This is a genomic window from Streptomyces sp. NPDC003327, assembly GCF_053589515.1.
This window is the reverse complement of the sequence record NZ_JBSFSA010000029.1, coordinates 46285-59945: the sequence shown is the minus strand read 5'-3', so window position 1 is coordinate 59945 and position 13661 is coordinate 46285. Positions and strand designations below refer to the sequence as shown.

Below are 13661 nucleotides of genomic sequence, written 5' to 3'. Positions count from 1 at the left end.
CAGGGCGTTCTTCAGCCACAGTCGAGGGAAGGTGGACGCTCCCTGGAAACGCAACACCGCGGGCGCTCGCCGGATCGGCGAACACCCGCGGTGGGCGGGGAGGTCAGGCGTCCCTGCGGCGCAGCAGCACCGCGGCGACGGCCAGCAGGGCGGCCGTCCACAGGGCCAGCACCCCGATTCCCTGCCAGGGACCCAGCACGTCGCCGGCGCGCGCCTGCTGCTGGGTCATCATGAAGCCGGCCTGCGTGGGGAGGTAGGCGTACACGTACGTGCCGACCTTGCCCGGCAGCATCGCGGCCATCGGGGTGAGCACCAGGACGAACCCGATGACGCCCGTGATGCTCGCGGCCGTGTGCCGGACGATCGCGCCGACGGCGAGCGCGAACAGACCGACCAGGGCCAGGTAGAGACCGGTACCCGCGACGGCCCGCAGCACACCCGGGTCGCCGATCGAGACCGGGGCCTTGGCCTCCAGGATCGGCGCGCCGACGAAGAACGAGCCGAACGCGGTGACCTCGCCGACGACCAGGACCAGCAGGCCGAAGACGGCGGCCTTCGACCAGAGGACCGGGAGGCGCTTGGGCACCGCGAGCAGGCTGGCGCGGATCATGCCGGTGGAGTACTCGGAGGCGATCACCATCACGCCGAGCACGCAGACCGCGAGCTGGCTGAGCAGGATGCCGCTGCCGAGGATGGTGCCGGTCGGGTCGAGCCGCATCTCGGCCTGCTGCGACGGCTCGCTCTTGTCCCAGGCCGCGACGCCCATCTGCATGAACAGCGCGGTGAAGATCAGGGTCACCACGACGAGGATCGCGAGCGACCAGACCGTGGAGCGCACCGAGCGGATCTTGGTCCACTCGGCGAGCATCAGCCGGCCGAAGCTCGGCCTGTTCGCCTCGGCGGCGGGCGCGGAAGCGGTGGCGGGTGCGGTCAGGGCGGTCACTTCGCACCTCCGGCGGCGGGCACGGCGGCGTCGTACTCGACGGCGTCCTTGGTCAGTTCCATGAAGGCGTCCTCCAGCGAGCCGCGACGCGTCGACAGCTCGTGCAGGACCAGGCCGCCGGCGGCGGCGAGTTCGGCGATGCGCGGGGCCTCGACACCGACGACGTCCAGGTCGCCGTCGACCTCGGAGACCGTGGCGCCCTCCGCCTTCAGCAGCTCGGCGAGCCGCTCGCGGTCCGGGGTCTTCACCAGGACCGACTGCTCGGTGCTGCGCTCGATGAACTCCTGGGTGGAGCAGTCGGCGACGAGCTTGCCCCGGCCGATGACGATGAGGTGGTCGGCGGTGACGGCCATCTCGTTCATCAGGTGGCTGGAGACGAAGACGGCACGGCCCTCGGCCGCGAGCGACTTCATCAGGTTGCGGATCCAGAGGATGCCCTCCGGGTCGAGGCCGTTGACCGGCTCGTCCAGGATCAGCGCCGCCGGGTCGCCCAGCAGCGCGGCGGCGATGCCGAGCCGCTGGCCCATGCCCAGGGAGAAGCCGCCGGCCCGCTTGCGCGCCACCGACCCGAGGCCGACCTGCTCGATGACCTCCTCGACCCGGCGCTTGCCGAAGCCCTGGGTCTGCGCGAGGCAGAGCAGGTGGTCGTAGGCGCTGCGGCCGGTGTGCACGGCGCGCGCCTCCAGGAGGGCGCCGACCACGCGCATGGGCTGCGCGAGGTCGCGGTAGGCCACGCCGTTGACGGTGGCCTCGCCCGCGTCGGGCCGGTCGAGCCCGAGCAGCAGCCGCATCGTCGTGGACTTGCCGGCGCCGTTCGGGCCGAGGAAGCCGGTGACCCGGCCGGGCTCGACCGTGAACGACAGGTCGTTCACGGCGGTCTTGTCGCCATAGCGTTTCGTGAGGTTCTTGGCCTCGATCATGGTCACCTCGGGTGAAGGGGGCGAGAGATATCGGGAAGACAAAAGGATCCCGACCCTGTGGTACCAGGAGCGCCATTCCGTTCAGTAGTCCACCGGCCGGATCCGGGGTTGAACACGGGCCGCGGATTCACCGCCACGGATATTTTTGACGACCGGACCGTCCACCGGGACGGTTGTTTCATCTGCGTCCTTTCCTCAGTTGAACCCGGAAACCCCAAGGGTGGTCATGAATTCAACCGCGAATGACCCGGCGGGCGCCCCGCGGCGGCCGGTCATCGGGATCTGCGCACGGACCGCGCCGGTCACGCTCCAGGGCTCCGACCTGGTCGTCAGCCTCGCGCTCCAGGCCCACGTCGCCTACCTCGCCGAGGCCGGCTGCGTCCCGCTGCTGCTTCCGCTGCTGCCCGGCGTCGAGCGCCTCGTCGACCGGATCGACGGTCTGCTCGTTCCGGGCGGGCCCGATCTCGACCCGGCGCTGTACGGTGAGGCCGCGCACCCGGTCACCCGGGCCATGACCCCGGACGCCGACCGCGTCGAACTGGCCCTGGTCGGGGCGGCGCTCGAAGCCGAGCTGCCCGTCCTGGCCATCTGCCGCGGCATGCAACTGCTCAACGTGCTGCGCGGAGGCTCCCTCCACCAGCACCTGCCGGACGTCACGGGCCACCACGGCCACCGTCCGGACACCCCGTCCTTCACCCTCGGACGCCATCCGCTGAAGCTCGTCGCGGACAGCCGGCTCGCCGGCGTCCTCGACGAGGCCGAGCCGGAGACGGCCTGCCACCACCACCAGGCGGTGGACCGGCTCGGCGACGGGCTGACCGTCACCGCGCGGGCGGAGGACGGGACCGTCGAGGCGGTCGAGGTCATCGGTCACCCCTTCGCCGTCGGGGTGCAGTGGGAAGCCGGGTTCACGGCCGACAGAAGACTCCACCGGGCACTCGCCGAAGCCGCCCGCAACGCCGCCGTACCGGCCGCGCCGACCTTCTAGAAAATCGTCGGCAGCCGGAATTCCGCACTACTTGAGAAAAAGCGGCCCCTGAGGGCAAGCTGTTTTCCGATCCCCATCAGAAGGAGAATTACGAATGTCGCCGCGGATGCCTAACCCGTCGCTGGTCGTTCCCGATGTTCTGCCCCCCATGCGGGCACTGGTCAAGGCCATCAACAGTGTCGGTGTGCCGTTGCAGACGCTTGTTCTCGTCCACCTTCGGGTGAGCCAGATCAACGGCCGTCCGGTCCAGATTCCCGTGAAGAAGCGCGAGTTCGAGGAGGCCGGCGAGGAGGACTTCCGCCTGCCGCTGGTGGAGACCTGGAGGGAGCAGACCTGCTTCACCGACGCCGAGCGTTCGGTGCTCGCGCTCGCCGAGGCCGCCACCCGCATCAACGACGTGAAGGACCCGGTCTCCGACGAGGTCTGGAACGAGGCCGCCAAGCACTGGGACGAGAAGCAGCTCGGCGCCGTGGTGCTCCACATCGGCCTGGTGAACCTCTGGAACCGGGTCAACGTCGCCACGAAGCAGGAGCCGGTCGACTGGCGCGTGAACCCCAAGAAGTGGACCCCGATGACCACGCGGCTCGCCGCGACGAAGTGACCCGGTCGGACCGCACAGCACACAGGCCCTGTCCGGTGGAGAACCTCCACCGACCAGGGCCTTTGTGCTGCTTCCGGACCTCACGAGAGCGGCAAACGCGAGGGCCCCGGAGCGTCGAGCTCCGGGGCCCTTCTCGTGGGGGGGCGACCCGTGGTCGTACGGCTCCCGCGGTCAGAACGCTCCGGGGCCCGCGGTGGTGAGGACCGCGAGCAGGGTGCGCGCCTGGACGTTGACGTAACGGCTGTGTCCCGCGAGCCAGTTGAGCTGGCCGGGGGTGACCCAGTGGTAGCCGGGCGGCGCCTCGGCCGGGGTGGTGGCCTCGTCGGTCTCGACGATCAGGTAGCGGCTCTCGGCGTCGAGGAACCGGCCGCCCTCCTCCGAGTGGATCGCGGAGTAACGGATCGTCTCCGGCGCTGCGTTCACCATCAGGTCGAGGAAGGGCGGCCGCTCGTCGGCCGCCAGGTGCGCGTAGTTGGACGGCACGTACTGCACGGTCGGCGCGAGCTCGACGGTGTCGAGGAAGCCGCCCTCCACGCGCGCGTGCACGAGGACGTGCGGGACGCCGTCGAAGACGCGGTACGCGAAGCCGCAGACGCCGGGGCCCACCGGCTCGATGATCGGCTGGGTCCAGCCGCGGACCTCGCGGCCCGCGCCCTCGACGGAGACCGCCACGACCCGGAAGAAGCGGTCGTCCTCGCGGCGGATGGAGTGCGCGTCGCGCCGCCATCCGGAGATCTCCCGCAGCGGCATCCGGCGGGTGCGGACGTCCTGCCGGGCCCGCTCACCGGTGAACCAGGCGAGCAGTTCGGCGTCGGAGGAGAGCGCGCCGGCCTCCTCCGCGGCCATGGGCGCGCTGGCGAGGACGGTACGGGCGTCCATGTTGACCACGTTGTCCAGGCGGAGCAGCTCCACGATCTGGCCGAGGGTGAGCCAGCGGAAGTCCTCCTCGACGGGGACGTCCTCGTCGGTCTCGACGATCATGTTGCGGTTGCGCTTCCGGTAGAACCAGGCGCCGTGTTCGGACTGGAGGACGTCGGTGAGGATGCGGTCCCGGTCCGGCTCCAGGAAGTGCTCCAGGTACTTCACGGCCGCGCCGCCGTGGGCCTTGGTGTAGTTGCTGCGGGTGGCCTGCACGGTGGGCGAGAGCTGCACCAGGTTGGGGTTGCCGGGCTCCATCTTGGCCTGCATGAGGAAGTGGAGGACCCCGTCGAACTCCTTGGCGAGGATGCCGAGGATGCCGATCTCCGGCTGGACGATGATCGGCTGCTGCCACTCGGCGTCCGGCCGGACCACGTGCAGGCCGTCGACGGTGAAGAACGCCCCGCTGCTGTGCCGCAGGTTGCCGGTGTCCGGCGCGAAGGACCAGTTGTCGAGCTCGGCGAAGGGGATCCGGCGGATCTGCGTCCCGCAGGTCACCCGGTGGAAGTCGAGCCAGCCGAGGGCCTCGGAGGTGGAGACGTGGGAGCCCCGGGTCGTGGCCGCCGAGAGGGCGAGCCGCTCGGTGATCCCGGCGCGCGAGCGGGGGACCAGGCGCGTCTGGGTGCTCATGCCCGGCCTCCGCTCTCCTTGACGGGCTTCCACCACTGCGGGTTGTCCCGGTACCAGGCGACGGTCTCGGCGAGGCCGCGGTCGAACGGGGTGAGCGGCCGGTGGCCGAGCTCCTGCTCGATCTTGCTCTGGTCGAGGGCGTAGCGGCGGTCGTGGCCCTTGCGGTCGGTGACGTGGTGGATCATGTCGAGGCCCACGCCGCAGAGTTCGACGAGCCGGTGGGCGAGGTGGAGGTTCGGCACGGCCGAGCCGGAGCCGATGTTGTACGCCTCGCCGGCGCGGCCGCCGGTGAGCACCCGCTGCACGGCACGGCAGTGGTCGTCGACGTGCAGCCACTCGCGGATCTGCTGCCCGTCCCCGTAGACGGGAATGCGGCGGCCTTCGAGGAGGTGGGTGACGGCGAGCGGAATGAACTTCTCGGGGTGCTGATAGGGCCCGTAATTGTTCGAGCAGCGGGTGACCGAGACGTTCAGCCGGTGGGTGCGGAAATAGGCCAGCGCGATCATGTCGGACGAGGCCTTGGAGGCGGCGTACGGGGAGTTCGGGAGGAGGGGCGATTCCTCGGTCCAGAATCCCTCGTCGATGGAGCCGTACACCTCGTCCGTGGAGATGTGGACGACCCGCTCGACGCCGGTGGCGAGCGCGGCCTCCATGACGGCCTGGGTGCCCTCGACGTTGGTGCGGACGAAGGCGGCGCCGCTCTCGATGGAGCGGTCGACGTGGCTCTCCGCCGCGAAGTGGACCACCGCGTCCTGGCCTTCGAGGACGCTGCGCAGCAGGTCACGGTCGAGGATGTCGCCGTGCACGAAGGTCAGCCGCGGGTGCCGGGCGGGGAGGTTCTCCCGGTTGCCCGCGTAGGTCAGCGCGTCGAGGACGGTGACGTGCGCGTCCTCGTACCCCGGGTATCCCCCGTCGAGCATGGTCCGTACGTAGTGGGAGCCGATGAATCCGGCGCCGCCGGTGACGAGGATTCTCATGAGATCACATCGCTGTCGGAATTCCACGGTCGAAACATGTTCCTGTGCCCTTTTCGCTGAGGGGTGGGGGTGCCGTCCAATTCACGCTAGAGAAGCGTCTGAACAGGGGCATCTTTCAGATTGCCGGTTCAACCGCTGAACGCCCCGACATAGGCGGCGAGGTGTTCACCGGTAAGCGTAGGCCGGGTGGCGACGAGTTCGGCCGGGGTGCCCTCGAAGACGATCCGGCCGCCGTCCTGGCCGGCCCCGGGGCCGACGTCGACGATCCAGTCGGCGTGCGCCATGACCGCCTGGTGGTGCTCGATGACGACCACGGACTTGCCCGCGTCCACGAGCCGGTCGAGCAGCCGCAGCAGCTTCTCCACGTCGGCGAGGTGCAGTCCTGAGGTCGGCTCGTCGAGGACGATCACGCCGCCCTTCCCGCCGAGGTGCGTGGCGAGCTTCAGCCGCTGCCGCTCGCCGCCGGAGAGCGTGGTGAGCGGCCGCCCGATGGCGAGGTAGCCGAGGCCGACGTCGGAGAGCCGCTGGAGGACGCGCTGCGCGGCGGGCACCCGGGTGCCCTCGGCGCCGAAGAACTCCAGGGCCTCGTCGACCGGCAGCGCGAGGACCTCGCTGATGTCGAGGCCGCCGAAGAGGTGCTCCAGGACGGAGCCGTCGAAGCGCCGCCCCTCGCAGTCCTCGCAGGTGGTGGCGATGTCGGCCATCATCCCCAGGTCGGTGTGGAGGACGCCGACGCCGTCGCAGGTGGGGCAGGCGCCCTCGGAGTTGGCGCTGAAGAGGCCCGGCTTCACGCCGTTGGCCTTGGCGAAGGCCGTACGGATCGGGTCGAGGAGACCGGTGTACGTGGCGGGGTTGCTGCGCCGGGAGCCCTTGATCGGCGACTGGTCGACGGCCACGACGCCCTCCCGGCGCGCGACCGAGCCGTGGACGAGGGAGCTCTTGCCGGAGCCGGCGACGCCGGTGACCACGCAGAGCACGCCCAGCGGCAGGTCGACGTCGACGTTCCGCAGGTTGTGGGTGGCGGCCCCGCGGATCTCCAGGACGCCCTCGGGCTTCCGTACGGTCTCCTTGAGGCGGGCCCGGTCGTCGAGGTGGCGGCCGGTCGGCGTGCCGCTCGCGCGCAGCCCGTCGAGCGGGCCCTCGTACAGCACCTGGCCGCCCGCCGCGCCGGCGCCGGGGCCGAGGTCGACGACGTGGTCGGCGATGGCGATGGTCTCCGGCTTGTGCTCGACGACGAGGACGGTGTTGCCCTTGTCGCGCAGGCGGATCAGCAGCTCGTTCATGCCGGCGATGTCGTGCGGGTGCAGTCCGGTGGTCGGCTCGTCGAAGACGTACGTGGTGTCGGTGAGCGCGGAGCCGAGGTGGCGGATCATCTTCACGCGCTGGCCCTCGCCGCCCGACAGGGTGCCGGCGGGCCGGTCCAGGGAGAGGTAGCCGAGCCCGATCTCCACGAACGACTCCAGGGTGTGGAGCAGTGTGGTGAGCAGCGGCGCCACGGAGGGCTCGTCGAGGCCGCGGACCCAGGCGGCGAGGTCCCTGATCTCCATGCGGCAGGCGTCGGCCATCGAGACGCCGTGGATCTTCGACGACCTGGCCTCCTCGGCGAGCCGGGTGCCGTCGCAGTCGGGGCAGGTGGTGAAGGCGACGGCCCGGTCCACGAACGCCCGGACATGCGGCTGGAGGGAGTCCCGGTCCTTGGCGAGCATCGACTTCCGGATCTTCGGGAGCAGGCCCTCGTAGGTGAGGTTGACCCCGTCGACCTTGACCTTGCGGGGCTCGCCGTGGAGGAACTCCCGCATCTCGCGCGCGGAGAACTCGCGGATCGGCTTCCCGGGGTCGAGGACGCCGGACTCGGCGTACACGCGGGTGGTCCAGAAGCTGTCCTGCTTCCAGCCGGGGATCGTGAAGGCGCCGTCGCCGATGGCCCGCGTGTCGTCGTACAGCTGGGTGAGGTCGATGTCGGAGACGGTGCCGCGGCCCTCGCAGCGCGGGCACATGCCGCCGTGGTACACGGCCTTGCGGACGGTGATCCGCTTGCCGCCGCCCTTGTCGACGTTCATGGAGCCGCTCGCGGTGCGGCGCGGGACGTTGAAGGCGAAGGCGCTGGGCGGGCCGATGTGGGGGATGCCGAGCCGGCTGAAGAGGATGCGCAGCATCGCGTTGGCGTCGGTGGCGGTGCCGACGGTGGAGCGCGGGTCGGAGCCGAGGCGCCGCTGGTCGACGACGATCGCGGTGGTCAGCCCTTCGAGGACGTCGACCTCGGGGCGGGCGAGCGTCGGCATGAAGCCCTGGACGAAGGCGCTGTACGTCTCGTTGACTAGGCGCTGCGACTCGGCGGCGATGGTGCCGAAGACGAGGGAGCTCTTGCCGGAGCCCGAGACGCCGGTGAAGACCGTGAGGCGGTGCTTCGGGATCTCGACGCCGACGTCCTTGAGGTTGTTCACGCGCGCCCCGTGCACCCGGATCCGGTCGTGGCGGTGGACGGGGGCGGATTCCTGGCTCATGGGTGTCTCCCTCGCTGCGGCTCTCCGGCGAGGGTGACGTGGCGCGCTCGATTCCCGCTCGATTACGCCTCGAGCCCCGCTCGAGGGAAAGTCGAGCGGGGCTCACGGCGGATTCGACCGAAAGTCGATCGGGGATTGACCGGCAATCGACCGGCATTCGAGCGGGATTCGGTCGGGAATCGAGGAGATGTCGTGGGGGATTCGAGGAGCGCGCGCCTCGGCCGCCGTCAGCTGTCCTGGAGCAGGCCGAGGACGTTGCCGTCCGCGTCCGTGACGGTGGCGACGAGGCGGCCGCCGCCGACGTCCGCGGCCGGGTTCTGGACGGTGGCGCCGGCCGCCGTGACCTCCGCCAGCTTCGCCTCGATGTCCGGGACGTGCCAGTAGGCGACCGGCGAGGACATGCCCTGCGTACCGGCTCCGGGCACCAGGCCGATGTGCTGACCTGCGATGTCGTAGCCGATGTAGTAGTCGGACTCGGTCTGCGGCTCGATGCCGAGCAGGGCGGTGTACACGCTCTTGGCCGTTGCCAGGTCCTTGACGGGATGCAGCACGGTCTTGATTCCCTGGATGGCAGAGTCAGCCATGATCACTCCTGGGGTCGGGATCTTGTTTTTGCATGCTAGGGAAATCCCCCGACCTGGCGCTTCTCCGTTCGTGCTCACCTCCAGTGGCATTCCAGCCAGGGTTGACCGGAAATGGAGGCCCCGTTGTCAGGCTGCGAGCGCGTTGTATTCAGAAGGGGAATCACGTGAAGAAGCTCGCATTGGTCACGACAGTGATCGTGACCGGTCTGGTGGGACCGACCCTCACCCCGGTCGCCGCCGCGGAGGCGACGATCACGCCGACCGCCGGCACCATCGCCTGGGCTCCGTGTTCGGAGAACGACCCGAACCTGGGCGCCATGCTCAAGGGCCTGGAGTGCGGCACGGTCGAGGTGCCGCTCGACTACGCCAACCCCGCCGGCCAGAAGATCAAGCTCGCCCTGACCCGCGCCAAGCACACCGTCCCGGACGCCGACTACAAGGGCGTCGTCATCCTCAACCGCGGCCAGTGGCCCGGCGGCATCGGCCGTGACCTGCCCACGCGGTACGCGAAGGGCACCACCGGCCTCGCCACCGACGTCGGCACCGCCTACGACTTCATCGGTTTCGACCCGCGCGGCGTCGGCGCCAGCGAGCCGGCGCTCGTCTGCGACCCCTCGTACATCAACCCGGGCCAGGCCCAGCCGGACCCGGTTCCGAACTCGCCGGCCGCCGAGCAGGCCTGGGTCGAGCGTGCCAAGGCGTACGCCACGAGCTGCGGTCAGCAGTACGGCGACGTGCTCAAGCACATGACCACCAAGCACGCCGCGCGCGACCTGGACCAGATGCGCATCGCCCTCGGCCAGGAGAAGATCACCTTCTTCGGCACCGACTGGGGCACCTACCTCGGCTCGGTCTACGCCTCCATGTACCCGACCCGCGTGCAGCGGCTCATCCTGGACAGCGTGGTCAGCCCGAGCGGCGTCGGCTTCGCGAACCAGTTCAACAAGAACTTCACGTCGGAGCAGAACGCCGACATCTTCTTCGCCTGGGTCGCCAAGTACGACAACGTCTACCACCTGGGCACCACCGCCGCCCAGGTCGAGGCGAAGTACTACGAGGGCCAGAACCGGCTCCGCACCGCGCCCGTCGACGGCAAGATAGGCCCGGCCGAGTGGGCCGACGTCTTCGAGCCGGTCGTCTACCGCCACTGGATCTGGCTCAACCGCGCGAAGATCCTCTCCGACTTCGTCGTCAACAACGACCCCACGTCGCTGAAGGCGAACTTCTCGGACCCGGGCTTCCCGCACCAGAACCGCCACACCATGACCAACGCGGTCAACTGCACCGACGGCCCCTGGCCCAAGGGCTGGTCCGCCTACAGCGCGGCCTACTCCGCCCAGCACGCCGTCGGCGCCAAGTTCCTGACCTGGACCAACGCCTGGTACACCGCGCCCTGCGCCTTCTGGCCCGTGCCGTCCCAGACGCCGCAGCAGGTCGGCAACTCCACCGTGGACGTCCTCATCGTGCAGCCGCAGTTCGACACCGCGCACGGCCTCCTCGGCGCCTACGAGACGCACATGCTGTTCCCGAACTCCCGGCTCATCCTGGAGCAGGGCGGCCACAGCGTCGGCGCGGCCCTGTCGGCGAACAACAACGCCTGCCTGAACACCCATGTCAGCAACTACCTGCGCGACGGCACCCGGCCGTCCTCCGCGTGGGGCGCCGACGCGACCTGCCAGGCGGCTCCGGACCCGGTTCCCACCGCCTGATCCGGTCACCGGCCCACCGGGCCGACCCCCCGTGAACCGCGCCACCGTCGACCGGGCTTCCGCCCGGTACGGCTCGGGACACACCGCGGGCCCCGCACGAGCAAGGTGCGGGGCCCGCTTCCGCCGGGTCAGCGCGCGGCGGGAGCCGCGACCGCCCGGTGGGCCACCGCCCGGTGGGCCAGCACCAGGCCCTCCAGGGTGCGCACCAGCTCGTTGGGCGCCGGCATGGCCAGGACCTCCTGGCGCAGCCGCCGCGCGTTGGCCCGGAGCGTCTCGTCCTCCAGGAGCCGCAGCAGCGCGGCCCGCACCGCGGGACCGTCCACGTCGGAGGGCTTCATGGACAGCCCGGCGCCGGTCCGCTCCAGGCACTGGAGCTTCAGCGGTACGTCGAAGGCCCGGCTGACGAGCAGCTGGGGCACCCCGTACCGCAGCGCGCAGCCGAAGGACCAGGTCCCGCCGTGGTGCACCATCGCCGAGCAGGTCGGCAGGACCTCCGAGAGCGGCACGGAGTCCACGAGACGGGTGTTGGCCGGGACGCGGGTCAGCTCCTCCTGGGACTGCCGGGGCAGCGTGAGCACCAGCTCGATGTCCAGGTCGCCCACCGAGTCCAGGATCTCCTGGATGCGCTCGACGGGCAGCAGGTGCCGCACCGGGCCGTCGTTCACGGTGTCGCCGAAGGTCATCAGGACCCGGGGCGCGCGGGGCGGCTCGGAGAGCCAGCGCGGCACGACCGTGCGCCCGTTGTACGGGACGAACTGCATGGGCAGCGTCGTCGGCCGGGGATCCGGCCGGAAGGCCTCGGGGAGCGGGTCGATCGTGAACTGGCCGTTCACCAGGTCCTCCGAGAACGTGCCGCCGTACTTCTCGACCCAGCCCGTCAGCCACTCCTGCAGGGTGTCGGGCCGGTCCTCCGGCGGCCGCTGCGCCTTGGCGTGCAGGAAGTCCTCGCGCATCCGGGTGTAGACGTCCACCGAGTACAGGACCCGGGCGTGCACCGCGCCCACGGCCGCGGCGGCCACGGCGCCCGCGAACGCCTTCGCGCCCCACAGCACCAGGTCCGGCCGCCACTCCAGGGCCAGTTCGACCACGTCCTCCATCATGGAGTCGTTGGAGCGGCGCGCCTGCGGCAGCACCAGGTCGTCGAAGACCCGCGTGACCTGATCCCAGCCCAGCCGCTCGCGGTCGGGCCGTACGTCGAACAGCGGGTCGAGGCCCCCGGCGCCCGCCGGCCCGCCCCCGCGCACCGGCGGGGCCGCCTTCCGCTCCCGCTGCTGTCGCCGGTCGCCCGCCTCCCGCTCCTGGGCGGTCTCACCGGGCCCGACGCCCACCCCCATCAGCCCGGCGCTCGTGACGGCGTCGAGGAGGTCGGGCCAGCCGGCCACGCGCACCTCGTGTCCCGCGGTCTGCAACGACCATGCGAGCGGCACCAGGTTGAAGAGGTGGGTCTTCCACGGGAACGGGACGATGAGAACGCGCACGACGGGATTCCTTCGGTCAGGGGAAGCGGGGCGTGCGCCCCGCATGTCGGCCCCTGCCATCCTGGTCAGGCGTCGGGTACGGGTCTTCTCCGAGTTTGCCGCGTGGTGCCGGTCGCGGCGGTGACCACCAGCGTGGTGACGACGACGGCCAGGACCGCGGGTACGGGCCCCGCCAGATCGCTCAGCGCGCCCATGACCAGGATCGACACGGCCACGCCCGAGGGCAGCAGCGTCGCCCGCAGCGTCACCACCGACGACAGTTCCTCGGCCGAGGCGGCCGCAAGGACGCGGTTGTTGTGGAGGACGAAGGCAACCTCGAAGAGCACGAGGAACACCGCGTACAGCGCCAGCGTCGGCACGGTGCTCGCCGCGAGGACGGCCGCGAGCAGCGGGGCCATCGGCAGCACCACCCACACCGATCCGGGCACGTGGTCCAGGTACTTCTGGGCGGGCAGCGCCGCGAGCGACCCGGCGAAGATCGCGACGGCCGAGACCGCGACGAACACGCCGACGAGCCGGGTGTCGCCGCCCAGCAGGTGCAGCGGGATCACCGTGACGGCCACGGTGTGGAAGCCCTGCCAGAACGCCACCAGCAGGAAGCGCGCGAACAGCCGGCGCAGCGCGGGGTCCTCGACGCGCAGCCGGGCACCGCCCTTCGCCCGCGCGCCCTCGCCCTCCTCCGCCGCCCGCGCCGAGGACGGCAGCGCCCAGGCGAGGAGCGCGGAGAGCAGCAGCGTCGCCGCGTTCAGCGCGATCAGCCCGCGCAGGGAGAGGACGGAGGCGGCCGGTCCCGCGAGGGCGGCACCGACGCTGACCCCGGTCAACTTGCCGATCTCCGCGTACGTGTTGGCCCGGTCGAGCCGCTCCGCCGGGACCGTGCCGCGCAGGACGACCGAGGTGGCCGAGCGGGTCACCGCCTCGAAGAAGCCGCGGACGGCGATCAGCGAGGTGGCGACGGCGAGCAACGCGCCGCCGGGCACCACCAGGGCCGCCGCCGTGAGCAGCAGGCTCGCCGCCTCGGCGATCCGGACCAGCCGCTCCGGGGCGTGCCCGGCGAGCAGCCGGTTGAGCGGCGCGGCGAGCAGCAGCGCGGGCAGCCAGGGGGCGCTCAGAACGGCGCCCGCGAGAAGTCCGGAACCGGTGGCCGAGCCGATGTGGGTGGACAGGCTGACCAGAACGAGAAAACTCCCGCACGTGTTGACGAACAGCAATGCGGGAGTGCAGTGGGGTGAACGGAGAGAGGCGGGAAAAAGTGTCATCGGTAATCCTCCAGGGGCTGGAGGATGGCAGAGGTGAACGGATTTCGGCGAGCGGTGACTCTGTCTATCGTTGAACATATGACGACAACTGACCCGACAACTGACCAGAGTGTCCCCGCCCGTTCCGCCGACCAGGCCGGCCGCCCGTGC

Annotated in this window: 11 protein-coding genes; 3 read left to right on the top strand and 8 right to left on the bottom strand. The window is 70.8% G+C overall.

All coding sequences use genetic code 11. The features are described 5' to 3' along the window. Positions 1-103: 103 nt before the first annotated feature. On the bottom strand, positions 104-943 hold the full coding sequence (locus ACWDVG_RS21465; RefSeq protein WP_451700923.1) for an ABC transporter permease subunit: 840 nt from the start codon (positions 941-943) through the stop codon (positions 104-106). Beyond that, complete coding sequence (locus ACWDVG_RS21460) at positions 940-1863, bottom strand: ABC transporter ATP-binding protein (protein WP_451700921.1); 924 nt, start codon at positions 1861-1863, stop codon at positions 940-942. Before ACWDVG_RS21460 ends, ACWDVG_RS21465 begins: the two co-directional genes overlap by 4 nt. A 226-nt stretch (positions 1864-2089) precedes the next feature. Between ACWDVG_RS21460 and ACWDVG_RS21455 the strand changes: the two genes are divergently transcribed. Next, on the top strand, positions 2090-2851 hold the full coding sequence (locus ACWDVG_RS21455; protein WP_451700920.1) for a gamma-glutamyl-gamma-aminobutyrate hydrolase family protein: 762 nt from the start codon (positions 2090-2092) through the stop codon (positions 2849-2851). A 148-nt stretch (positions 2852-2999) separates the two neighbouring features. Next, positions 3000-3452 (top strand): carboxymuconolactone decarboxylase family protein, encoded by a 453-nt coding sequence (locus tag ACWDVG_RS21450; RefSeq protein WP_451700919.1) that lies wholly within the window; start codon positions 3000-3002, stop codon positions 3450-3452. 171 nt (positions 3453-3623) lie between these two features. Here the strand turns inward: ACWDVG_RS21450 and ACWDVG_RS21445 are convergent, their stop codons facing one another. From ACWDVG_RS21445 to ACWDVG_RS21430, 4 genes are all read right to left on the bottom strand, one after another. Continuing rightward, positions 3624-5000, bottom strand: a complete 1377-nt coding sequence (locus ACWDVG_RS21445; protein ID WP_451700917.1) for an NDP-hexose 2,3-dehydratase family protein — start codon at positions 4998-5000, stop codon at positions 3624-3626. Further along, positions 4997-5977: a dTDP-glucose 4,6-dehydratase gene (gene rfbB, locus ACWDVG_RS21440; protein ID WP_451700916.1), complete on the bottom strand. Its 981-nt coding sequence runs from the start codon at positions 5975-5977 to the stop codon at positions 4997-4999. The genes ACWDVG_RS21445 and rfbB overlap by 4 nt, the downstream gene beginning before the upstream one ends. Before the next feature lie 128 nt (positions 5978-6105). After that, the gene (locus ACWDVG_RS21435) at positions 6106-8481 is read right to left on the bottom strand and encodes an ATP-binding cassette domain-containing protein (protein ID WP_451700915.1); all 2376 of its coding nucleotides are present in this window, start codon (positions 8479-8481) and stop codon (positions 6106-6108) included. 227 nt (positions 8482-8708) lie between these two features. Continuing rightward, a complete protein-coding gene (locus tag ACWDVG_RS21430; protein ID WP_451700914.1) occupies positions 8709-9065 on the bottom strand; it encodes a VOC family protein in 357 nt (118 codons plus the stop codon). Positions 9066-9229: 164 nt separating this feature from the next. On the opposite strand from ACWDVG_RS21430, the gene ACWDVG_RS21425 reads away from it, so the two are divergent. Next, positions 9230-10774 carry an alpha/beta fold hydrolase gene (locus tag ACWDVG_RS21425; protein WP_451700913.1) on the top strand — a complete coding sequence of 515 codons (1545 nt, stop codon included), beginning with the start codon at positions 9230-9232 and terminating at the stop codon, positions 10772-10774. 128 nt (positions 10775-10902) lie between these two features. Here the strand turns inward: ACWDVG_RS21425 and ACWDVG_RS21420 are convergent, their stop codons facing one another. Together ACWDVG_RS21420 and ACWDVG_RS21415 are read right to left on the bottom strand one after the other, a co-directional pair. Next, on the bottom strand, positions 10903-12252 hold the full coding sequence (locus tag ACWDVG_RS21420; protein WP_451700912.1) for an activator-dependent family glycosyltransferase: 1350 nt from the start codon (positions 12250-12252) through the stop codon (positions 10903-10905). 65 nt (positions 12253-12317) lie between these two features. Then, positions 12318-13463, bottom strand: coding sequence for an MFS transporter (locus ACWDVG_RS21415; protein ID WP_451700911.1), 1146 nt, complete (start codon positions 13461-13463; stop codon positions 12318-12320). Positions 13464-13661 lie beyond the last annotated feature (198 nt).

Bases quoted from the DNA above. Each gene is read 5' to 3' on its own strand.
- ACWDVG_RS21460 (WP_451700921.1), bottom strand. From the start codon at position 1,863: ATGATCGAGGCCAAGAACCTCACGAAACGCTATGGCGACAAGACCGCC.
- ACWDVG_RS21455 (WP_451700920.1), top strand. From the start codon at position 2,090: ATGAATTCAACCGCGAATGACCCGGCGGGCGCCCCGCGGCGGCCGGTC.
- ACWDVG_RS21450 (WP_451700919.1), top strand. From the start codon at position 3,000: ATGCGGGCACTGGTCAAGGCCATCAACAGTGTCGGTGTGCCGTTGCAG.
- ACWDVG_RS21445 (WP_451700917.1), bottom strand. From the start codon at position 5,000: ATGAGCACCCAGACGCGCCTGGTCCCCCGCTCGCGCGCCGGGATCACC.
- rfbB (WP_451700916.1), bottom strand. From the start codon at position 5,977: ATGAGAATCCTCGTCACCGGCGGCGCCGGATTCATCGGCTCCCACTAC.
- ACWDVG_RS21435 (WP_451700915.1), bottom strand. From the start codon at position 8,481: ATGAGCCAGGAATCCGCCCCCGTCCACCGCCACGACCGGATCCGGGTG.
- ACWDVG_RS21430 (WP_451700914.1), bottom strand. From the start codon at position 9,065: ATGGCTGACTCTGCCATCCAGGGAATCAAGACCGTGCTGCATCCCGTC.